The sequence below is a fragment of the Herbidospora sakaeratensis genome (genome assembly GCF_001570525.1).
In the GTDB taxonomy this organism is placed as follows: Bacteria; Actinomycetota; Actinomycetes; order Streptosporangiales; family Streptosporangiaceae; genus Herbidospora; species Herbidospora sakaeratensis.
Genome location: NZ_BBXC01000013.1, coordinates 91,191 through 112,771, shown reverse-complemented (window position 1 = coordinate 112,771; position 21,581 = coordinate 91,191). Strand labels below are relative to the sequence as shown.

General features: G+C 73.0%; 12 protein-coding genes and 1 pseudogene. 3 read left to right on the top strand and 10 right to left on the bottom strand.

The genetic code is table 11. The features are described 5' to 3' along the window. Window positions 1-21: 21 nt before the first annotated feature. The 6 genes from AW271_RS21680 to AW271_RS21655 form a co-directional block, all read right to left on the bottom strand. A complete protein-coding gene (locus tag AW271_RS21680; protein ID WP_062339235.1) occupies window positions 22-6,660 on the bottom strand; it encodes a laminin G domain-containing protein in 6,639 nt (2,212 codons plus the stop codon). Window positions 6,661-6,841: 181 nt separating this feature from the next. Then, window positions 6,842-10,018, bottom strand: coding sequence for an ATP-binding protein (locus AW271_RS21675; RefSeq protein ID WP_062339234.1), 3,177 nt, complete (start codon window positions 10,016-10,018; stop codon window positions 6,842-6,844). Between the two features lie 43 nt (window positions 10,019-10,061). Beyond that, on the bottom strand, window positions 10,062-12,746 hold the full coding sequence (locus AW271_RS21670) for an ATP-binding protein (protein WP_062339233.1): 2,685 nt from the start codon (window positions 12,744-12,746) through the stop codon (window positions 10,062-10,064). A 72-nt stretch (window positions 12,747-12,818) separates the two neighbouring features. After that, on the bottom strand, window positions 12,819-14,282 hold the full coding sequence (locus AW271_RS21665; RefSeq protein ID WP_083977012.1) for a glycoside hydrolase family 62 protein: 1,464 nt from the start codon (window positions 14,280-14,282) through the stop codon (window positions 12,819-12,821). A 245-nt stretch (window positions 14,283-14,527) separates the two neighbouring features. Then, the gene (locus AW271_RS21660; RefSeq protein WP_062339232.1) at window positions 14,528-15,361 is read right to left on the bottom strand and encodes an esterase/lipase family protein; all 834 of its coding nucleotides are present in this window, start codon (window positions 15,359-15,361) and stop codon (window positions 14,528-14,530) included. Between the two features lie 73 nt (window positions 15,362-15,434). Continuing rightward, window positions 15,435-15,899: a pyridoxamine 5'-phosphate oxidase family protein gene (locus AW271_RS21655; RefSeq protein ID WP_169806377.1), complete on the bottom strand. Its 465-nt coding sequence runs from the start codon at window positions 15,897-15,899 to the stop codon at window positions 15,435-15,437. Between AW271_RS21655 and AW271_RS40775 the strand changes: the two genes are divergently transcribed. The 3 genes from AW271_RS40775 to AW271_RS21645 all read left to right on the top strand — a co-directional run bounded on the left by AW271_RS40775 (window position 15,898) and on the right by AW271_RS21645 (window position 18,566). Further along, the gene (locus AW271_RS40775; protein ID WP_169806376.1) at window positions 15,898-16,062 is read left to right on the top strand and encodes a hypothetical protein; all 165 of its coding nucleotides are present in this window, start codon (window positions 15,898-15,900) and stop codon (window positions 16,060-16,062) included. The genes AW271_RS21655 and AW271_RS40775 overlap by 2 nt on opposite strands. 193 nt (window positions 16,063-16,255) lie before the next feature. Continuing rightward, window positions 16,256-17,509: a CE1 family esterase gene (locus AW271_RS42465; protein WP_062339230.1), complete on the top strand. Its 1,254-nt coding sequence runs from the start codon at window positions 16,256-16,258 to the stop codon at window positions 17,507-17,509. A 199-nt stretch (window positions 17,510-17,708) separates the two neighbouring features. Then, entirely contained in the window at window positions 17,709-18,566 is an 858-nt protein-coding gene (locus tag AW271_RS21645) for an SAM-dependent methyltransferase (protein WP_062339229.1), read from the top strand. Here the strand turns inward: AW271_RS21645 and AW271_RS21640 are convergent. The 4 genes and pseudogenes from AW271_RS21640 to AW271_RS21625 all read right to left on the bottom strand — a co-directional run bounded on the left by AW271_RS21640 (window position 18,563) and on the right by AW271_RS21625 (window position 21,578). Further along, window positions 18,563-19,354 (bottom strand): SDR family NAD(P)-dependent oxidoreductase, encoded by a 792-nt coding sequence (locus AW271_RS21640; protein WP_062339228.1) that lies wholly within the window; start codon window positions 19,352-19,354, stop codon window positions 18,563-18,565. The genes AW271_RS21645 and AW271_RS21640 overlap by 4 nt on opposite strands. Before the next feature lie 28 nt (window positions 19,355-19,382). Further along, window positions 19,383-19,967: a TetR family transcriptional regulator gene (locus AW271_RS21635; protein ID WP_062339227.1), complete on the bottom strand. Its 585-nt coding sequence runs from the start codon at window positions 19,965-19,967 to the stop codon at window positions 19,383-19,385. Then, window positions 19,964-21,204, bottom strand: a pseudogene (locus AW271_RS38675) (RNA polymerase sigma factor). Before AW271_RS38675 ends, AW271_RS21635 begins: the two are co-directional and overlap by 4 nt. Beyond that, entirely contained in the window at window positions 21,204-21,578 is a 375-nt protein-coding gene (locus AW271_RS21625; RefSeq protein WP_062339225.1) for a YciI family protein, read from the bottom strand. Before AW271_RS21625 ends, AW271_RS38675 begins: the two are co-directional and overlap by 1 nt. Window positions 21,579-21,581 lie beyond the last annotated feature (3 nt).

Below are 21,581 nucleotides of genomic sequence, written 5' to 3'. Positions count from 1 at the left end.
GCGGACGGCGGCCCTGAGACCTCAGGTCACGGTGAAGCGGATGGGTCCCGCCAGCACCGTGTAGCCGTCGTCGTGCAGGTAGTACGCCGCGTACGCGCCCGGACCGTGGAGTTTGTCGATCGGCATCACGAGGGTGCCGTCGGCGCCGGGGGTGTAGCGCCAGTCGATGGACGCGCAGTCCTTGGGGGTCATGGTGGCCGGGTAGAGGCCGATCCAGTTCTTGGCGCTGACCGTCGCGGGCAGCGTGGAGTAGGCGAAGGTCAGGCTCGTGCCCCTGGGGACCGACGTCGCGCCCAGGGTGAGCTTGGCGTCGGGGGCCGCCGCCGCGGCGGGCAGCGCGGGGGTGAGCGGGGCGTCGTCCGGTTGCAGGTTGTAGTAGGCCGCCAGGCGGCCCACGATCGTGTCGGCGTACGGGGCCAGCCGGGCGAAGTTGCCCGCCAGCGCGGCCCTGGCCGCCTTGTTGAGGGCGGCGAAGTCCTTCGTCGCACCGGTCAGGTGCGGTTGGAGCTTGGTGATGAGCGCGTAGTCGCTGGCGATGCCGAGCGAGCCCATCGCCTGGGCCAGCGACGGGGTGCTCACGCCGGTGTCGAGCACCCGGCTGACGAACGTGACCCGGTGCATGATGCGCCAGCACGGCGGCTTGGTCTCGGTCTGCCGGGCGCGCTTGAGCGCCAGCGCGTTCGGGTCGGCGCCCCGGTCGAGCCACTCGGGGTCGATCACCTTGCCGTAGAAGTCCTCGAAGTTGTCGGTGGTGGTGTCGAGGTAGAGGGTCATGAACCGGTAGGCGTCGACCCGGCCGGGCACCAGGATCGGCTTGCCCTCGGCGTCGAACTGCGGCTTGTCGCCCGCGAACTTCTGCAGCTCGGCGCCGGGCCCGCAGCTCACGTCGAGGCTGAACGTCCGGGTGGCCTGCTTGGACTTCTTGCGGGTGACGCTGTATCCGGCGCCGACGGACGCCTCCACGCCGAACTTGTTGCCGAAGTCCATGATGTCGAAGCTGACGGCGTAGTTGCCGCCGAAGGTGGACTTGAAGGAGAACGCCCCCGACGTGGTCTCGGTGACCTGGTCGGTCGTGGCCGTCGTCTCGGCGAAGAAGCCGCCGGCGGCGGTCCACACGTACGTGTTGACGATGTTGCGGCGCGAGGCCGACCGGGTGGCCGCGCGTTTGGCCTCGGGGTCGCCGCCGGAACCGGCCTCGGTGGTGGCGCCGGTGCCGCCGGTCATGCCGTTCAGCACCTTGGCCGCCTGACCGTGGGTGGGGTCCCAGGTGTGGGTCTGCACCGACACCGAGTCGTAGAAGCCCTGTAACTGCTGCTGTTCGCGCTGGATGCGCTTCTTGATCCGGTAGGCCTCGGCGGGGCGGTGGTAGCTGTACTCGCCGCTCACCCCGTCGGCGGCGTTGGGGAAGTGCGGGTCGGGGAAGGGACGCAGGCCGGGGACCTGGCCGTACTCGTGGTATCCGACGATCCCGTCCAGGGTGCCCTGCTTGGTGTAGCGGGGGTTGATCGGGAACGGGATCAGGTTCCAGTCGCGGGGGATGTCGGGGCTGGGCAACATCCGGTAGGCGACGACGGCGCCGCTGTGCGTCAGGCGCAGCGCGTACATGTCGGCGGTCTCCGACTGCACGACGGCGAAGCCGGTGTTGGCGGGCACCCAGCGGCGTCCGACGCTGGGGTTGACGTGCTTGGCGCCGTCGGCGTCCTCCCAGCCGCCGGCGAGGGTGACCTTGCTGGCGCGGGTGGTGTTGGCGCCCTGGGACACCTCCGTGGTGTCGCTCCAGCTGTTGGAGAAGTCGAGGGACAGGTAGAAGCCCCACTCCTGCTTGATCGCGCTGATCGGCTTGGCGGTGCCGGCGCCCAGCGGCGCGGCGACGGCCCACACCTCGTCGCCGAACGACTGGTCGAAGGCGAGCTTCATGGCGGCGTCGACGCTGACGTCCCGCTGCGACGACATGGTGTTGACGACGTTGTCGGCCTGCACGAAGGAGACCGACGAGGCGCCCGCGTAGTCCTTCTTCTCGTCGGTCAGGTTCTCCGACGGGACCGGCGGCGCGCCCTCGATGTAGCCGATGAGCTGGGGGTCGAACTGCACCTGGCCGACCCAGGTGGTGGCCAGTTCGCCGACCTTGAAGCCGGTGCTCAGCACCCACGACTTGTCGTCCTGGAGGTAGCCGTAGGCGCGCTTGAGCACCCCGATGATCGAGTCGTCCGGGAGCCGCTGCACGTCGCCGTACTCGGTGGCGGCCGGGGTGGTCGCGATCGTGCCGTGGAAGGGGGTCTTGACTCCGGTCAGCGCCGAGCGGATCCGGGCTGCGTCGGTGGAGATCGGCGCGGTGGACAACACGATCTTCGGGCCGGGGGCCGACTGGGTCAGGTGCTGGCCGCTCAGCCCGGCGTCCTTGACCGGCGCCCCGGCCGTCGTGTCGTCGGCCTCGAAGGGGTAGTAGGCGAGCAGGTGCTGCCGGTCGCCCTTGACCCGGCCGAACATGTTGTCGAGGATCTGCTCCTGCGTACGGACGGTCCGCCAGACCCGGATCTCGTCGAGGTCGCCGGTGAACCCCTCGCCCACCACCGAGCGCGGCGCGACCGACCGGGCGACGGCCGGCCGCGTCATCGGCTCCGTCGCCACCGGGCTGCCGTTGCGGTAGAGGGTGAACCTGTTGCCCGCCGGGTCGGGGGTGCGGACGCGGGTCACGGCGCGCAGCGTGGCGGGGTAGGAGCCGCACAGGTCCTGCGTGGTGGAACCCTTGGACTCGGGGAACCGCCACCAGGCGACCAGCCCCTGCGCCTTGGGACTGATGGGCACGCCGATCTGGTCGGCGTCCCTGGCCACGTTCCAGATCCGCACCTCCGACAGGACGCCCTTCAGGCCGGACACGGTCTTGCCCTCGACCATGCGGCCCAGCTCGGCGGGCGCGTCGTTGCCCACGGGCTTGGCGCCCTTGTAGCGGTGCGACCCGGCGTCGGCGCCGTCGACGTAGAAGCGGATCTCCACGCCCGTCTCGATGCCCGTCGGGTTGCGGCGCACGACGGCGACCTTGTGGAACCTGCCGGTCGTCAGGGCCGTGGTGGACTTGTGCACGACGGGCGCGGCCGTGCCGGATCCGGCCTCGAAGGCGAAGGCGAGGCGGTTGTCGTGGTCGACGTACAGGCAGTAGGGCACGGCCGTCTGACCGCCGTCGCCGAGCACGCCCTTGCCGACCAGGCCGTGCCTGCCGCCCGACTCGATCTGCACGAACGCCTCGATGGTCAGGTTCTCCACGATGTCCAGGCCGCCCGGGCCGCCGGCGTCCAGGTAGCCGCCGCCGTCCATCCGCATCGCCCAGTCCTGGGTGAACGCGACGGCCAGGTGGGCCCACTCCCCCGGCGGGAACAGGTCAACGCTGCGCACGCTCTGCTCGTTGACGGTGGCGTCGATCCGGTAGGCGAAGGAGCCGTCGCCCTTCATGAGCTGCTCCAGGCTCAGGGCGTACCGGGTCGGGCCGGTGTCGGTGGCCAGGATCAGGTCTCCGTTGTTGACCACGGTCGGCCTGATCCACGCCTCCAGCGTCAGGTCGCCGGAGGCGGCCAGGGCCGCGATGTTGGCGGTGTTCGCCAGGTGCAGCCGGTTCTTGGCGTCGCGGTCGAAGGAGAACGCCCGGCCGGGGGCGTCGCCGTGCCAGCGCGGGCCGAGCGGCTGGCTGACGTCGGCGGCGGTCCCGGCGGGCACCGGCGCGGTGGCGCTCTGGGGGTGCGCGCTGAGGATCAGCGAACCGGCGGCCACCGACACGCCGGGGGCGCTGCAGGTGGCCTTGGTGTAGTCGTAGGCGGGGGTGCGCACCTTGGCTCCCGTACCGGCGGTCAGGCCGCCGCCGGTCAGCGTGATCTGCGTCGAACCGGCCGGGGCCGCCTCGGCCGTGCGGCTGTCGGCGCCGACCGTCACGGCCGAGCCGGCGGCCAGCGCGGTCGCCAGCGGCTCGATCAGCGTCACCACCGTGTCCTGGACCGATAACACCGTGCCGAGCTCGGTTCCGTTGGCGGTGCCGTTCAGCACCGAGGCCAGCCGGTCGGCCCGGTCGGGCACCGAGGGGAACGTCTCCCTGGTCGTGCCGCGGCTCACCTCCACCGTGCACAGGCCCGCCCCGGTGGCGGTCACCTTGACCGCGAAGTCGGCCGAGCGCAGCGCCATGTCGCGGGCGGACAACCGCAACGTGCCGTCGGCGACGGTGAACTGCTTGACGGCGGGCGCGATCGTGGCGGCGTAGTAGGCGGCGAAGTACTGGCCGGCGCCGCCGCGGAAGTACAGCGCCACCTGGCCGGTCGAGCTGTCCAGCAGCGCGGGGGCGTCGGCCGTCCAGGCGAAGGACAACAACGCGCCGAGGGTGGTCAGGCCGGAGCGGTCGGTGTGCAGGGTCGGCATCGGCAGCACCGCCTCCGCCGCGCCCGCCTGCGCGCCGGTCAGCGTGGCCAGGGTGTTGAGCGCGGTGTCGAGGGCCGCCTTGTCGGCGCCGAGCCGGCGAGAGGCCTCCTGCTGCTGGATGAGCTTGTACGTCAGCGGCACCGCCTCGGCCATGATCTCGGCCTCCCGCTGCCGCCCCGAGTTCCTGGCCGGGCCGACGATGGTCCGGTTGAGGGTGTACATGCTGAAGACGCCGCCGTTGTGCAGCTCCTCCCCGAGCTGGTTCAGCCGGGACTGGGTGGCCGGCATCCAGTCGGTGAGCTGCTGGTCGGTGTAGAGCTTGGCGCGCGCCGCGCTCACCGCGTCCTCCGCCTGGCGGACCCTCTCGGCGTCCTTGGTCGGGTCGGGGGTGCCGATCCAGGCCAGGTCGACCACGCCGGGCAGCCGGGCCAGCCGGCCGTCCTTGGAGACGGCGAAGTCGAGGGTGGCGACGTAGGAACGGTCGGCCGGTTCGCCTTGGGGCGGCGGTCCGGAGGTGGCGAAGGCCAGCAGCACGCGCGCCTGCCTGCGCTCGGGCGCCGGCGCCTGGCCGTAGCCCGTCACCGAGGACTGCTGCTGGTAGTACAACGTCGCGGTCAGGCCGGCGACGGCCTTGCGGCCGGTGACCGTGAACGACTGGCGGGTGAGGCCGGGGCCGTCGTGGACGGGGGCGTCGGAGTCGGCCCACACGGGGCCGGGCTCGAAGCGGCCGGAGAACCTGTTGGCGCTCCGGTCGCGGACGTCGACGCCCGCGCCCTCGTCGAGGGGGAAGTAGGCGTACAGGCCGGTCTCGTCGCCCGACAGCCGCCGGCCCCGGGTGGTGAAGTCGCCGCGTGCGATCGTCCAGACCCGCACCTCGTCGATCTGGCCGGTGAACACGTCGGCGGGGGTCTGCCCGGGGCCGCGTCCGCCGACCACGATCCGGGCGCTGACCTCGACCGTCTCGGTCGTGGCGAGCGTGCCCGCCGCCGCGCCGTTCAGGTACAACCGCAGCGCCGCTCCGTCGAAGACGGCCGCCACGTGCGCCCAGGCGCCCGCCGGCGCGGCCGTCGTCGAGGTCAGGGTCTGCGCGCCGTGGCCGAACCGCAGCTTGCCGTCGGCCTGGAGGCTCACGTGCACGGGGCTGTCCATGCCGGCGCGCCTGGTCCGCCCGATGATCAGCCCGGTCCCGGTGGCGGCGGCGGGCTTGATCCAGGCCTCCAGCGTGTACGCCCCCGCGGGCGCGGCCGTGGCGTCCGGGCCCGCGATCACCGGCGCGCCCGTGCCGTCGAAGCGCAGCGCCGTCCCGGCCCGGTCCTGCGGTGGCTTGACCGGGACCAGCAGCTTGCGGGTGTGCGAGTCGATGCCGGGGGACCGTTCCAAAACGGAGGCGGCGTACTTGGGGTCGGGGCTGGTCCACAGCTGGGTTCCGGCGGGGTCGAACAGCCCGTCGGCGGTCTGCTCCAGGTTGTGGCCGTGCACGGCGCCGGACGCGTCGGCGGTGAAGATCTGCCAGCGGGTGTGCCCGGTGACGGCCGTGGGCAGCGTCAGCGCGGTGAACAGACCGCCGGTGAGCCGTCCGGCGAACGAGAGCTTCATGGTCGGCTCGTAGAACAGCCGGCCCTCCATGTCGCGGGTGCCCAGCGTGTCACCGCCCGAGGCGGGCAGGATCCGGCTGCGGCTGCGCTGGTAGCGCACGTCGACCACCGGCTTGAGCTCGGCCCCCACCAGGACGAAGCGGTCGCACAGCAGCGCGGCGTCGACTTTGGCCGTCTTGCCTCCGGAGGCGTCGCCGGTCAGCCGCCCGGTGGTCGTCTCGTAGACCGATCCGGCCGCGCCCGCCGCCACCGACTGGCGGAACACCAGCAGGTGGCGGCCGTCGGAGACCACCTGGATGGGGAACTCGGAGGTCAGCCGGGCGGTCGTGGACAGGAACGGGTCCTCCTCGCCGGGCAGCAGCTTCTCCGAGGGCGGCACCTCCGCCGAGCCCAGCTTCTTGACGACCGGCATGACCGCCACCTGGGGCGTCCCGGCCCCCACGTCGACGATCTCGGCGGGGAACGCCAGCACGGCCGGGTCGGCGTTCCAGTAGGCCGCGTCGAGCGCGCCGCGCGCCCGGTCGGCCTGGTCGAGGCTGAGCACGCTGTAGTAGACGCGCCGGTCGGCGCCGAGCGCGAAACCGACGACGGTGCCGTTGTGCCGGACCATCGTCGTGGAGATGTATTCACGGTCCTTGTAGACCTTGGTCAGGGTTTTGTCGTACACGAAATTGAACTCCTTGCCGAAGACGTAGGAAATTCGATTCGCGACGAATCACACCGCCCCCCATCTGGGAGAACACGCCCCACGTGCGGTGGACCGAAATCGCGCCGAGCGACTTGCCGTCCACCAACTCATCACAGGGCGCGGAGGATGACAACGAAAGAATCGACTGTCTTGCCACAGGTCAATGCGCGTGATAATTCGAATTGCTCGCCGGGAGTTCGGCGAGCAGGCGTTCGGCGCGGGCCGCGAAGAGGTGGGCGCCGCGTTCCCGCGAGAGGGTGAGCGCCCGGTGCGCGGTGCGGGCGGCGGAGGCGGCGTCGCCGACGGCGTGCAGCGCCTCGGCGCGGATGAGCAGGACCAGGCCCTCGGCGTAGCGTTCGCCGTAGGCGTCGATGAACCTCTCGGCCCGGTCGAGCGCCGTCATGGCGGCGCGGACGTCGCCCGCCTGCAGCCGGATCTCGGCGAGGAGGGCGTACCAGGTGGCCAGGTTCGAGCGGGGCGGGTCGGTCAGGGTGGTCTCGATGATGTGCGCCATCTCCGTGGCGGCCGCGCCGGGGTCGCCGCCGGACAGGGCGGTCGCCCAGTGCCGGGCGAGCCGGGGGTAGCCGCCGGAGAAGGTGAAGGAGAAGCCCGGGTCGGCGTCGATCGTGCGCTGGGCGGCCCGCAGGGCCCAGGCGGGGTCGCGGGCGGCGGCCGCGGCGGTGACGGCGAAGGAGCCCCAGACGCTGAGGGCGTAGGGGTCGTCGCCGGCGTCGAGTTCCACCACGTCGAACAGGTGGCGGGCGGCGGTCAGGTCGCCGTTCAGGGCGGTGTTCAGCGCCAGCATGACCGGGGTCGTCATCTGCAGCCGGTGCCGCAGCGGCTCGGCGTCGCGTTCGGCGCGCAGGAGCGAGTCGGAGCGGCTCAGGTTCTCGCGGGCCGCGGTGATGTCGCCGGAGCTCCACTGGTGGACCCCCCACGCGTGGTGGCCGGACGCCTGGACGACCGGGTCGGCGGAGCGCCGGCCGTGGTCCAGCAGCCGGCGGGCCAGCCGTCCGGCGGCGTCGAGGCGGATGCCCTGGGCGTGGGCCAGGAACCGGGAGAACAGGAAGCCGATGGCCTCCCGTTCCCGGCCGAGCGACCGCGCGACCTCCTCGGCGCGGTCGAGATGGTCCATGGCCGCGCCGACGAAGCCCGCGTGGATGCCCGCGACGGCGGTCAGTTCGGTGAGCGCGGCCAGTTCCAGCTCGGGCAGCCCGGCGTCGCGGGCGATCCGGACGGCGACGTCCAGGTGCTTCTCCGCGGTGGCGTAGGCCGAGCGCCGGGCCGCGATGCGGGCCGCGACGAGGATCGCCCGCACCTTCCGCTCCGGTTCGGCGAGCGGGCCCGCCAGGCACAGGTGGTGGGCGAGCGCCTCGGCATGGCGTTCGGCCGGTTCCCCGGCCCGCGCGAGCGCGGCCGCGATGCGCAGGTGGAAGCCGGTCGCCCGCGATCGGGACGTCGAGCGGGCCACCGCCTCGCGGACCAGGTCGTGCACGAACCGCCACTCCACCAGGCCGCCGGAAACCGTCTCGACCAGGCCGAGCGCTTCGAGGGCCTCCAGGCGGGTGAGGCACACCGGCACGTCGAGGCCGGAGGCGCCCGCCAGCAGGCGGGCGTCGACGTCGCGGCCCATCAGGGCGGCGATCTCGATGAGGCGGCGGTCGCCGTCGTCGAGCCGGCTGGTGCGGTCGCGGACGATGTCGCGCACCGTCGACGGGACGGCCGACCGGGCCGCCGCCTGGTCGGACAGGTGGTCCTCCTCGGCCAGGAACCGGGCGAGCTCGCGGACGAACAGCGGGTTGCCCTCGGTGCGGGCCTGGATGTCGCGCGCGACGCCGGGGCTCGGCGACCGCCCGGTCTCCTGGCGGACCAGCTCGGCGACCTCCGGCGGGCCGAGGGGGCCGAGCACGATGCGCCGGTGCCCGTCCTGGCGGGCGACCGCCGCGAGCATGCGCCGCACGTCGGGGCTGGGCGTCGGCGCGTGGCCGCGCAGGGTGCCCATCAGCACGCTCCGGCCGGGCAGCGACTCGGCCAGCCGCGCGAACAGCTGGAGGGTGGCCTGGTCGGCCCAGTGGAGGTCGTCGACGACCACGACCACGGGCCGGTGGGCGGCGGCCGCGCCGAACAGGGCCACGACGGCGCCGAACAACCGGAACCGCGCCCCGGCGTCCGGCCGGGCCGGGGCTCCGATCTCGCGGGCGGGGTGCAGCAGGTCGGCGAGCGCGGTGGTCCAGGGCGCCCGGTCGCCCTCGGGGAGCGCGGCGATCACCGCCTCGGCGATCTGGACCCAGGGCCACATCGCCGGGGCGCCCTCCCCGTCGTGGCAGCGGCCCCAGAAGGTGAGGGCGCCGTTCGCGGCGGCCTCGCCGCCGGCCTCGGCGAGCAGCCGGCTCTTGCCCACTCCGGGCGGGCCCTCGACGACGACGACGCGGGCGCGACCGGCGGTGGCCGCGTCGACGGCCCGGCGGAGGAGGGCGAGCTCCTCCCGCCTGCCCACGATCCGGTCGGCCCGGCCGCCGGTCGCGGTTCGCGGCGCCGCCTCCGGAGGCGGGCTCGACGGGGTGTCGGCCGGTCCGAGCACCTGCCGGTGCGCCGCGCGCAGCGCCGGGCCGGGGTCGACGCCCAGTTCGTCGGCCAGCCGGCCCCGCACGGTGTCGAACACCGACAGGGCCTCCGCCTGCCGGCCCGACGCCGCCAGCGTGGTCATGAGCGTGGCCTGGATCGTCTCGTCGAGGGGCGCGATCCAGGCGGCCAGGCGCAGCGGTTGCAGGATGCGGTCGCCGTGACCTCGGGGCACCGTGGCGCGGGCGGCCTCGACGCAGGCGTCGAGCAGTTCGCGGTTGACCGAGGCGAACAGCGACGACGCGGCGGCGCTGACGGGCAGCCCGTCGCCCGCCGACCCGCGCCAGCGTGACAGCGCCTCCTCGTAGGCGTCGGCCGCGTCGTCGAACCGGTGCGCTTCCACGGCGGCGCGGGCGCGGGCGAGAAGACGGCGGAAGTCGGCCAGGTCGAGGGCCACCTGGCCGTCGTCGAACCGGTAGCCGCCGCTGCGGCGGTGGAGGTAGGAACCGGCCGCCCGCGCGGGCAGGTCGGGTTCGAGCAGCCGTCGCAACGTGCCGACGTACTTCTGCACGATGTTCATCGCCGACGCCGGCAGGTTGTCGTCCCAGACCAGGTCGAGCAGTTCCGCGGAGCTGACCGGCCGGCCCGCGCGCATCAGCAGCAGGGCGAGCAGGTAGGTCTGCTGGCGCGGCCCGGTGTCGACCTCGACGCCGTCCCGCCACACCCGCAGGGGACCGAGCACCTGGACGGTCAGGGAAGCGGAGGCGTCAACCATCGGGCCCTTTCTCGGCAGCTCGGACAAACAGGCATGAATAGAATCACATGATCGACAGATCGGCGATCAGCCGGTCGGCGCGGTGGGCGAACAGGTCGGCCCCCCGGGCGACGGCCAGCGTCCTGGCCCGGTCCGCGGCGGCCCTGACCTCCGCGATGGGTGCGCCGCGCGCGCGTAGGAGACGGGCCCGGAGCAGCAGCAGCAGACCTTCGCCGTCGCGCTCCCCATAGGTGTCGAGCACCAGGTCGCCCTGGTCGAGGGCGCGTTCCGCCTCGTCGAGCCGGTCGGCCGCCAGCCACATCTCCCCCAGCAGCCCGCACCAGGTGCCCAGCACCGAGCGCGGCGGGTCGGACAGCGTGGCGGCGATGATCAGCTGGGCCTCCTCCGCGGCGGCGGCCGGGTGGTGGCCGGTCATCGCCCGCGCCCAGCAGCGCGCGAGCCGCTGGTAGCCGCCGAAGAAGCCGAAGGAGAACCGGGGGTCCAGCGCGATGCCGCGTTCGGCCGCGCTCGACGCCCATTCGACGTCGCCCGCCTGCGCCGCCAGCGTGACCGCGAACGCGGACCAGACCGTGAGCGAGTAACGGTCGCCGCCCGCGCCGCACTCCAGGCGGTCGAACATCGCGCGGGCGTGCGCGACGTCGCCGCGCAGCCCGGTCATCAGCGCGAGCATCAGGGGCGAGAGGCTCTGCAGGTCGTGCCGGAGCGGGTCGTCGTCGCGGCGCGCCAGGTCGTCGCGCATGGCCGAGGTCGACCGGGTGAGGTAGAGGTAGGCCTGCCCGATCTCGCCGACGGCCCACTGGTGGATGCCCCAGGCGTGCAGGCCGTAGGCGCGCACGATCGGGTCGGCGGACGCCTCTCCCTGGACGAGCAGCCGCCAGGCCAGCGGGCCCGACCGGTCGAGCCGGAGCCCCTGGCCGTGGGCGGCCCAGCGGCAGAACAGGAAGTCGGTGGCCTGGCGTTCGCGGCCGAGGTCGCGGGCGAGGTTCTCGGCGCGTTCGAGCACGTCCGGGGCCGAGCCGGCGTATCCGGCCCGCATCCCGTCGACGGCGGTGAGCATCGCCAGGGCGGTCAGCTCGGCTTCGGTCAGGCCCGCCGTCCGGGCGATCTCGGCCGCCGAGCGCAGCAGCCGGGAGGCGGCGTCGAGCGCGGACTTGTCGCCGGCGCGACGTCCGGCGCGGACCAGCGCGGCCACCGTCCGGGCCGGGTCGGCGAGCGGACCGGCGGCCCGCAGGTGATGGGCCAGCCGTTCGGCCGTGGCGTCGTCGTGGGGGGCCGCGCGCTCCAGCGCGTCGGCCACCTGTAGGTGCAGCCGGGTCACCCGCCGCCGTGGGGTGAGGTCGGCCACCGACTCGCGGACCAGGTCGTGCGCGAAGCGGACCGCGTGCGGATGACCGGGCAGGGGTTCGAGCAGGCCGAGGCGCTCCAGCGGTTCGAGGCCCGCGACGCAGGCCGTCATCTCCAGCCGCGCGGACTCCGCCAGCAGCACCAGGTCGGCGTCGCGGCCGATGAGCGCGGCCACCTGCAGCAGGTCGAGGGCGTCGCCGGGCAGCCCGGCGATCCGGTCGTGGACGACGTCGCGCACCGACGACGGCACCCCGTCGCCGAGCACGTGGTTCCCCGCCACGAGCTCCCGGACGAAGAACACGTTTCCGGCGGTGCGGGCGTGCACGGCCGCGACGACCTCGGGATCGGGATCGCGGCCGGTCTCCTGACGGATCAGCTCGGCCACGTCGCCGGGCTCGAACGGGTTCAGCCGGATCCGGCGATGGGCCTCCGACCGGCTCGCCGACGCCAGCGTCCTGGCCAGCTCCGAACCGGGTGCCGGCGCGCGGTCGCGCAGCGCGCCGACGACCACGACGCCGCGCGGCAGCCACTCGGTCAGATGGCGGAACAGTTCCAGCGAGGCGACGTCGGCCCACTGGAGGTCGTCGACGACGAGCACCGCCGGCCGCCGGGCCGCGACCTGCCCGATCAGGGCGACCGCCTGCTCGAACAGGCGGAACCGGGTGCCGCTGTCGACCGGCCGGGAGCCCGCCGCTCCCGGGTCGGACGTCACGAGGCGGCCGAGTTCACCGGCCCGCCACCCGGCCCGTTCCCGGGCCGGGAGCGTCTCCAGTGCCGCGTTCACCACGTGCGGCCACGGCCACATCGACGGGACGCCGCCGCCCTCCAGGCAGTTCCCCCACAGGACCAGCGCGCCCCGCTCCTCGGCCTCAGCGCGGGCTTCGGCGAGCAGCCGGGTCTTGCCCACTCCCGGCTCACCCTCCACGACGACCACCCCGGTGCCCGCCGCGAGCGTCCGGCGCAGCACCGCGAGTTCCCGGTCGCGCCCGATCAGAGGGGACACGGGTCCCAGCACCGTGCGGCGGGCGGCCAGCAGCGCCGGGCCGGGATCGACGCCGAGCTCCTCGGCCAGGCGGGCGCGCACCCGCCGGAACAACGCGAGGGCCTCCGCCCGCTGGTCGGCGGCGGCCAGCGCGCGCATGAGGCCCGCCTGGACGTGTTCGTCCAGCGGCGCCATCCGGGCGGCCAGGCGCAGCGGGCCGAGCAGCCGCGCGACCCGGCCCTGGCTGATGGCGAGCCCCGAAGCGGCCACGCAGGCGTCGACGAACTCGTCGTCGGGCGAGGCCGACTCCGGCCAGCTCGCCAGCGCCTCCGCATACCGGTCGAGCGCCACATCGGGTCGCCGCTCGCGGCGCGCCGCCCGGATCAGGTCGCGGAACGTCACGTCGTCCAGGATTCCAGGATCGTCCGTTTCGGGACAGCCGCCCGGCGGATCCGCCGGGCGGCCGTCGTGCCGTCAGCGCTGGAGGGTCAGCAGGCCGGGCCGGTAGGGCAGCAGGCCGTAGTCGCCGCCCGAGCTCGGGCTGCGGCCCTGGTAGAGCAGCTGCAGGTTGCAGGGGTCGACGGTCATGGTCTGGTCGGCGCTGGTGCGGAGCAGTTCGCCGTGGCTGATGTCGTTGGTCCAGGTCGCGCCGCTGTTGGCCTTGCCCGCGAACGGGTTCGACTCGGTGGTGGCGTTCGGGGTCCACGAGCCGCCCAGGCTGGTGGCGGTGAAGGAGCGGAAGTAGCGGCCCTGGGAGCCGATCGCCTCGACGATCATCAGGTAGCGCTGCTGGCCGGCCAGCTTGTAGACCTGCACCGCCTCGAACAGGTTGTTCGTGCTGTCGGTCATGATCGTCGTGTAGTTGGCGCCGAAGCTGCCGGGGAAGTTGCCGATCGGCATGCTGGCCCGGTAGATGCGGCCGTTGTCACCGGCGAAGAACAGGTACATGTTCTGGCTGTCGCCGATGAGCGCCTGGTCGATCGGGCCGGTGCCCGAGTTGGAGATGCTGCCCGAGAACAGCGTCTGCGGCGACGACCAGCCGTTGGGGTTCGTGGGGTTGGTCGAGGTGCGGTACGAGAACGCCGGGCCGCCCCACTGGTAGGCCAGCACCCAGATGTTGCGCGGCTGGAAGTAGAACAACGAGGGGGCGACGGTGCCCGACGACATGGCGTTCTGGCTGGCCGACGCCATCTGCGACCAGTTGGTGAACAGGCCGAAGTTCATCGAGCCCCAGCTGGTGCCGAAGTCGTGGGTGGTGGCGTAGACGAGCTGCTGCCCGTTGTAGGGGGCGACGGTGAAGTCCTTCAGCGACACCCAGCCCGAACGCGGCTGCGCCAGCGCGCCGGTCGACGTCCACCGGTAGGTCGACGGGAGGTTGCACGTCGGCGACGGCGAGGGCGTCGGGCTCGGCGACGGCGTGGGCGTGGGGCTGGGCGTCGGGGTCGGGGACGGGGTCGGCGTGGGGGTCGGGGTGCCGGGGGTGCCGGTGCAGGGCACGCCGTTCAGGGAGAACGCGGTCGGCAGGTCGTTGCCGCCGGTGTACGAGCCGTTGAAGCCGAAGGCGGTGCTGCCGCCCGACGGGATCGCCGCGTTGTAGCTGACGTTGGTGGCGGTCACCGACGTGCCCGACTGGGACGGCGTGGCGTTCCACATCTGGCTGATCTGCTGGCCGGAGCCGAACGTCCAGGTCAGCCGCCAGCCGTTGACCGCGTCGCCCAGGTTGTTGATGGTGACGTTCGCGCCGAAGCCGCCGGGCCAGGACGAGGTGACGGTGTAGTCGACCCGGCAGGCGACGGCGGCCTGGGCGGGCTGCGTGGCCACCAGTCCGGCCGCGCTCAGCAGGATCGGGAGGGAGAGGATCGCGAGGCGTCGGCGCACGGCCGATCGGGACGACGCCGTCGGCGCGACCGCGGTCCGCGTTCGCCAGGGCAGGCGCATGGGGGTGCTCCTCGTTGGTTCGGTGGGGGGCCGGCTCCCGTGTCGGAGAAGAGACCGCGCTCTCTGATAGCGCTAACAAATGCTCGGTGACGCGCTGCTCCTGCTCAGCGGGGACGGCAGTGCGCGGAGCTAATACGAGGGGGCCGATTCGCGTCAAGGCGCACCCGTTTCGGGCGGTTCCGGGCCGTCCGCCTCGGCGGGGCCCTTCTTCTGCTCTTACGGGTGCGCCGCCCGGCCGTACAAGATCACGCTTGTGCTGAAACGTTCACCATGGCGAGTTCGTCGAGCACGATCCGGTGCACCACCGGGTCGTAGCTGGCGGCCACGTGCCCGCTGAAGTCGAGCGGGGCGCGGTCCTGGAGCAGGATGTTGTTGACGGAGTCGCCGGCGAGGAAGCTCGACGTGTACGGCGTGACCACCGTGTCATACCGCGTCGCGATCACCGTGTAGTGCACGCCGGGCACCGTGTCGCCGCCCTCGTTCAGCGCCGTCATGAAGTCGGAGCCGGCCATCTGCTGGTGACACGCTTGGCAGACCAGCGCGATGGCGGGGCTGAGCCCGAGCAGCCGGGCGAGGTTGACCAGCCCGTTGGAGTCGGTGCCGTGGTTCGACGGCGTGATCCCGATCAGCCGGTGGACCTTGGCCGCGCCGTTCAGGAACTTCAGGTAGTAGCGGGGCATCATGCCGCCCTGCGAGTGGCCGACGACGTCCACCTTCGCCGCCCCGGTCGCCGCCAGCACCCTGTCGACGAAGTCGGACAACTGCTGCGCCGACTGGGGGATGTCCCCGAGGCCGTGGACCGGCCCCGGGCCGTAGTTGAGCGCGAAGACGCAGTGGCCGGCCAGCTTCAGCTTCGGCGAGAGCGTCGCCCAGTTGCCCGCCATGTTCTCGAACGTGCCGTGCACCAGCACCACCGGGCGCGGGCGCAGCGGCGACGGCTTGCAGGTCCAGATGTTGGCGCCCAGGGGCGCGATCTCGGCGGCGGCGGGCGCGGCGGTCAGCCCGACTCCGGCGGCCAGGGACAGGGCCAGCGCGGCGGCCCACATGGAGACGCGGCGGGCGCCCCGAATGATCGTCATACCTTCATTGCGGCCCCTGACCAGGAGGAATCCGAGCAGCCCCGCCGCACCGGAAGATCATTTGCAGTGATCATTACTCGCCAGGCCGGGCGACGCGGAGCCGTGCGTCGGTGACGTTGTCGAAGCGCGCGTCGCCGCCCCGGATCAGCACGAAGTGCGCCCGCACGTCGGCGCGGTAGGCCACCAGGGAGCCCGACGGCGCGAGGTCGTCGTCGGCGAGTTCCCCGCCCTCGGGCAGGCGGGCGTTGAGCGCCGCCACGGCCGCGCCCGGGTCGTCGGCGGGACCGGCGGTCGCCTCGAGGTAGAGCGCCTCGGCGCCGCCCACGGGCGCGTGGGAGTCGAAGACCGTGACGGCCACCTCGGGGCGCACGGCGATGTTGCGGGAGTGCCTGCTGCCGGGGGACGACACCCAGAACAGCCGGTTCTCGTCGAGGGCGGCGAAGAAGACGGGGGTCGCCCACGGCCGCCCCTCCGCGTCGGCGGTGGCCAGAACGAGGTAGCGGCTCGCGCCGAGCAGCCGGGGAACCGTCTCCCACATGTCCGCCATCGTGTCCGCCATCGTGCCTCCTGTGATCTGGTGCCCGGAGGTGAAAATTTCACCTCATTCCGTGGCGGCGGTCGAGGCGTCGCCGGTGACACGCCTGCCCGTCATCGGCCGGAACACCATTGTTGACAGGCGCGCCGACCGCTGCCTACCGTGACCGCGAAATCGGAATGTTAGCGATAACAGCATGATGTCTCCTGGTGAAAGCGCAAAATGCGCCGCCAGGAACTCCTCACCCCCCGAGGAATTCACGTGCGCGCACGAACTCGAACCGGCCTCGCCGTCCTGGGCTGGGGTCCCGCCGCCCTGAGCGCCGGTGCCGCCGCCCCGTCGACCGGCCCGGCGCCGTCATGGCCGCGACCGCCGGGTGCGGCAAGGCGCCCACCCTGCGCAGCGGCGCCTACTCGCTGCAGCACAACGGCAAGAGCCGGTCGTACATCCTCCGGGTCCCCGACGACTACGACGACACCCGGCAGCACCGGCTGGTCTTCGGCTTCCACTGGCTGAACGGCACCGCCACCGACGTCGCGACCGGGCAGCGGGACGTGTGGTCCCACTACGGCCTCCAGCGGCTGGCCGACAACACCGCGATCTTCGTCGCGCCCCAGGGACTCGACAACGGATGGGCCGACTCGGGCGGCGAGGACGTCACGCTCGTCGACACGATCATCAACCGGATCGAGTCCGACCTGTGCGTCGACACCGCCCAGCTGTTCGCGGTCGGGTTCAGCTACGGCGGCGCGATGTCGAACGCGCTGGCGTGCGCGCGGCCCGGCGTCTTCCGCGCGGTCGCGGTGCAGTCGGGCGCGCAGCTGAGCGGGTGCGGCGGTGGCACGCAGCCGATCGCCTACCTCGGCGTCCACGGGCTGCGCGACAACGTGCCGGCGATCTCGCCGGGCCGCACGCCGCGCGACCGGTTCGTCCGCGCCAACGGCTGCACGGCGCAGAACCCGCCGGAGCCCTCCCAGGGCAGCCTGTCGCACCGGGTCACCACCTGCTCCGGCCGCCAGCCGGGCTACCCGGTCGCCTGGGCGGCGTTCGACGAGGGCCACATCGCCGCCCCGCAGGACGGCGCGACCGGTGACAGCGGCTCGCGGACCTGGGTGCCGGCCGAGGTGTGGCGCTTCTTCACCCAGTTCACCTCGCCCACCCCCTCGCCGTCGCCCAGCCCGTCCCCGTCGCCCAGCCCGTCCCCGTCCCCGTCCCCCAGCCCGTCCCCGTCCCCCAGCGCGTCCTCGTCAGCCAGTCCGTCGCCGTCAGCCAGTCCGTCGCCGACTCCGGGGACGGGGGCCTGCCGGGTGTCCTACACGACGAATGCCTGGAACACCGGGCTGACGGCCGCGATCAAGATCACCTACGCCGGGTCGACGGCGCTGAACGGCTGGGCGCCGCGCTTCATCCTCTCGCCCGGTCAGGTCGTCACCAGTGGATGGAACGCCGTCTACAACCCGGCCGGCGGCGCGGTGACCGCCACCAACGTGGCCCACAACGCCAACCTGGCGGCCGGGGCGGCCATCGACATCGGCTTCCAGGCGACCCACACGGGCGACACCGCCTCGCCGGCGGCCTTCACGCTCAACGGCTCCTCCTGTACGACCGCCTGACGGCTCACTCGCGAATGCCGATGATCAGCCCGGTCGTCGGATTCGCGGGAATGCGGGGTGAATGTCCGGCAGAAAGTCCGCCGACCGTTTCCGACCTGGCAACCGCAACCATAAATTGATCTGCGATCACACCGGATCACCACCTGACGGGCTACCGTGTGAGCGCTAACACATAATGCGAAAACCGAGGGAGAAGTAAATGGCCGGTTTCCCCAACGGTCCCAGGGCGGAATCCGCCGGTGACGCTCCGCCGCTCACCCGGATCGATCCGACGATCCCTCACCCCGCCCGCATCTACGACTACCTCCTCGGCGGCAAGGACCACTTCGCCGCCGACCGCGAGGCGGGCGACCAGCTCGTCAAGCTGTCTCCGGGCACCCGCGAGGGCGTGCGCGCCCACCGGGCCTTCCTCAGCCGGGGCGTGCGCCACCTCGCCGTCGAGGCGGGCATCACGCAGTTCCTCGACATCGGCACCGGCATCCCCACGCAGGGCAACACCCACGAGATCGCCCAGGCGGCCAACCCCGCCGCCCGGGTGGTGTACGTCGACAACGACCCGATCGTCCTGGTGCACGGGCGGGCGCTGCTGACCAGCAGCGAGGAGGGCATGACCACGGTCATCGAGGCCGACCTGCGCGACCCCGACCACATCCTGACGCATCCCCGGGTCGTCGAGGTGATCGACTTCTCCCGGCCGGTCGGCCTCATCATGGCCGGGGTGCTGCACTTCATCACCGAGGGCGACAAGCCGGGCGAGCTCGTCGAGCGTTACAAGGCGGCCGTGCCGTCCGGCAGCCGCCTGCTGCTGTCGCACATCACGCTCGACTTCGCCCCGCAGGTGGAGGAGGACGAGTTCACCAAGCCCTACGACAAGGGCCCGGCCGCGATGGTGCCCCGCACCCTCGCGCAGGTGACGAGCTTCTTCGACGGCTGGACGCTGGTGCCTCCGGGCGTCTCCGAAGTCGTCACCTGGCGGCCCGACGAGGACGAGTACCAGTCGCCCATCCCCGGCGGCGGGCACGCGTGGGCGTACGGCGGCGTGGCCGTCAAGCCCTAGAACGCGCTGCGGACGGTCCCGCCGTCGACGCGCAGGGTCGCGCCGCTGACGTAGCCGGCCTGGTCGCCGCACAGGTAGGCGACGGCCCCGGCGACCTCGTGGGGGCGGCCGAACCGGTCGGTGTCGTTGGGCACCCACTCCTCCGAGGCGGCCCGTTCGAGGTCGGCCCACTCCCCCGTCCAGCCGCGCGCCGGCGCGATCTCCGTGACCAGGTCGCGGACGTGGCCGACGAGGATCGCCCCCGGCGACACGACGTTGGAGGTCACGCCGGTGCCCTTGAGCGCGCGGGCCAGCGAGGTGGCGAGGTTGTGGCGGGCGGCGAGGGTCGCGTTGTAGTGAGGCGCGTCGGCCATCGGCTGGGAGGCCAGCCCGCCGCCGATCTGGATCACCCGCCCCCATCCACGGGCCCGCATGGCCGGAACGAGGCGGCTGATCATGCGGGCCGAGGCGATGACGTTCACGTTGTAGATGTCGGCCCAGTCGCCGGAGGTCAGGTCTCCCCACCCCTGGTGGTCGTACACGCCGGCGTTGTTGACGAGAATGTCGACCGGCCCGGCGAACCTGGCGACGTCATCGGCGCCCTCGTCCGTGCCGAGGTCGCCGACGACGGTCGTGGCGGCGCCGCCGTCGGCGCGGATCGTCTCGGCGACCGCCTCGGCCCGGGCGGCGTTCCGCCCGTGGACGACGACGTCGGCTCCTTCGGCCGCGAGCAGCCGGGCGATGGCCTCGCCGAGGCCCGAGCTCGATCCGGTGACGAGGGCGCGGCGGCCCTTCAGCTGCAAATCCATGGTTCTTCTCTCCTCGGAATTCCTGGTCTCAGCGGGACGGACGGGGTAATCCGCTGAGCCAGCCGGGCACCAGCCCGATGAGGAGGTCGAGCAGGTCGTCGCGCGAGCAGTCGATCTCGCCGAGCAGCCACGCGACCACCGCCGACGCCAGCCCCGCGCCGACCATCACGGCCGCCGTGTCGCGCTCGGCGAGCGGCCGCTCGGGGGCGGCGACCTCGAGATATCCGGTCAGGTTGGCCCTGATCCGCTCCCCGAAGAGCACGCGGGCGTCCCCTCCGGCGCTCGACGCGAAGACCGCGACGAGCTCGGCCCGCTGACCTTCGACCTGGTCGAGGATGCGCCCCACCACGATCCGCGAGGCCGCGACGCCCTCGGCCGCACCGGTGGTGCGGGCCCGCAGGTCGGCGGCGGAGATCTCGATGAGGGCCTGCTCCAGGACGTAGAGAGCGAGCTCGCTGGTGGAGTCGAAGTGGGCGTAGAACGACGACCGGTTGAGCCCGGCCCGCTCGACGATCGCACTGACCGAGACGGGGGCCTCCCCGGCCAGGTCGGTGAACGCCTGAGCGAGCCGTCTCCTGGTGCGGACGGCCCGCGGGTCGGTGCTTCTGGTCATACCCCGACACTACCACTTCTCCGACACTTGTCGGAGAAGTGTGCCGCCTTGCGGAGCAGGACCTCGCGTTCGCGCTCGTTGGCGCACCGCCGGGCGGCCGTCTCCAATTCGGCGCGGGCCTCCGGAAGCGGCCGAGCCGGGCCAGGAGTTCGCCGCGCACGGTCGCCACCAGATGCGAACCGGAAAGCCGGTCGGCGGCGATCAGGCCGTCCACGATCGCCAGGCCCTCGGCGGGGCCGCCGGCCATGGCCACCGCGACGGCGCGGTTCAGGTCGACCAGCGGCGCGGGCGCGACCCGGCCGAGGGCCTCGTAGAGCAGCACGATCCGGGGCCAGTCGGTCGCCTCGACCGACGGGGCCGAGGCGTGGACGGCGGCGATCGCGGCCTGCAAGGCGTAGGGGCCGAGGCCGTGTTTCGAGGCTCTGGTCAGGGCGGTCAGCCCCCGATGGATCGCCGCCGGGTCCCACAGGCGGCGGTCCTGGTCTTCGAGCAGGACCGGGGCGCCGGCCGCGGTGGTGCGGGCGGGGAAACGGGCGGCGGTCAGTTCGCACAGGGCCAGCAGGCCGTGCACCTCCGGCTCGCCGGGCTGCAGCGTGGCCAGGATCCGGGTCAGCCGGATCGCCTCGAAGGCCAGGTCGGGGCGGAGCAGCCGGTCGCCCGAGGTGGCCGTCGAACCCTCGGTGAAGATCACGTAGAGGACGCTGAGCACGCCGCCCATCCGTTCCCGGCGTTCGCCGGGCGCGGGCAGTTCGAACGGCACCTCGGCCGCCGCGATCGTCTTCTTCGCCCGGGTGATGCGGGCCTGGACGGTCGGCACCGGCACCAGGAACGCGCGGGCGATCTCCTCGCTGGACAGGCCGCCGACCACGCGCAGGGTCAGCGCCACCCGGGCCTCGCGGGAGAGCACCGGGTGGCAGCTGACGAACATCAGCGCCAGGACGTCATCGTCGATCGCGTCGGGGTCGATCTCCGGCTCGGTCGCCTCGCCGGCCGCGAGCAGGGCGTACTTGTCGTGGAGGGCGGCCCGGCGGCGGATCGTGTCGATCGCCCGCCGCCGGGCCGTCGCCATCAGCCACCCGGCCGGGTTGGCCGGAGCGGCGCGCGGCCACGACGTCAGCGCCTCGGCCACCGCCTCCTGGGCGGCGTCCTCCGCCAGCCCGAAGTCGCCGGTGAACCGGGTCAGCGCGGCGACGATCCGGGGCGACGCGCTCCGCCAGACCGCCTCGACGTCGGCCATCAGGCCTGGCCGCCCTGGGGCGCCTCGTCCTCTTCGGCCACCCGCCGGACCTCGATCTTCGAGCCCCGGACCGCCGGCATCCGCGTCGCCCACCCGACCGCCTCCTCCTGGGTGGCGACGTCGAGCAGGAAGTAGCCGCCGAACAACTCCCGGGTCTCGCCGTACGGGCCGTCGGTGACGACCGGGGTCTCGCCGCCGAAGTCGACGACGACGCCGCGCGCCGGATCGTCCAGGCCCTCGGCCGCGAGGAGCACCCCGGCCTTCATCAGGTCCTCGATGAACCGGCCGGTCGCGGCCATCGCCTCGTCGATCGAGGCCATCATGGCGGCGTTCGACTCGTCGGTCCCCCGCATGATCAGCATGTATCTCGGCATCGT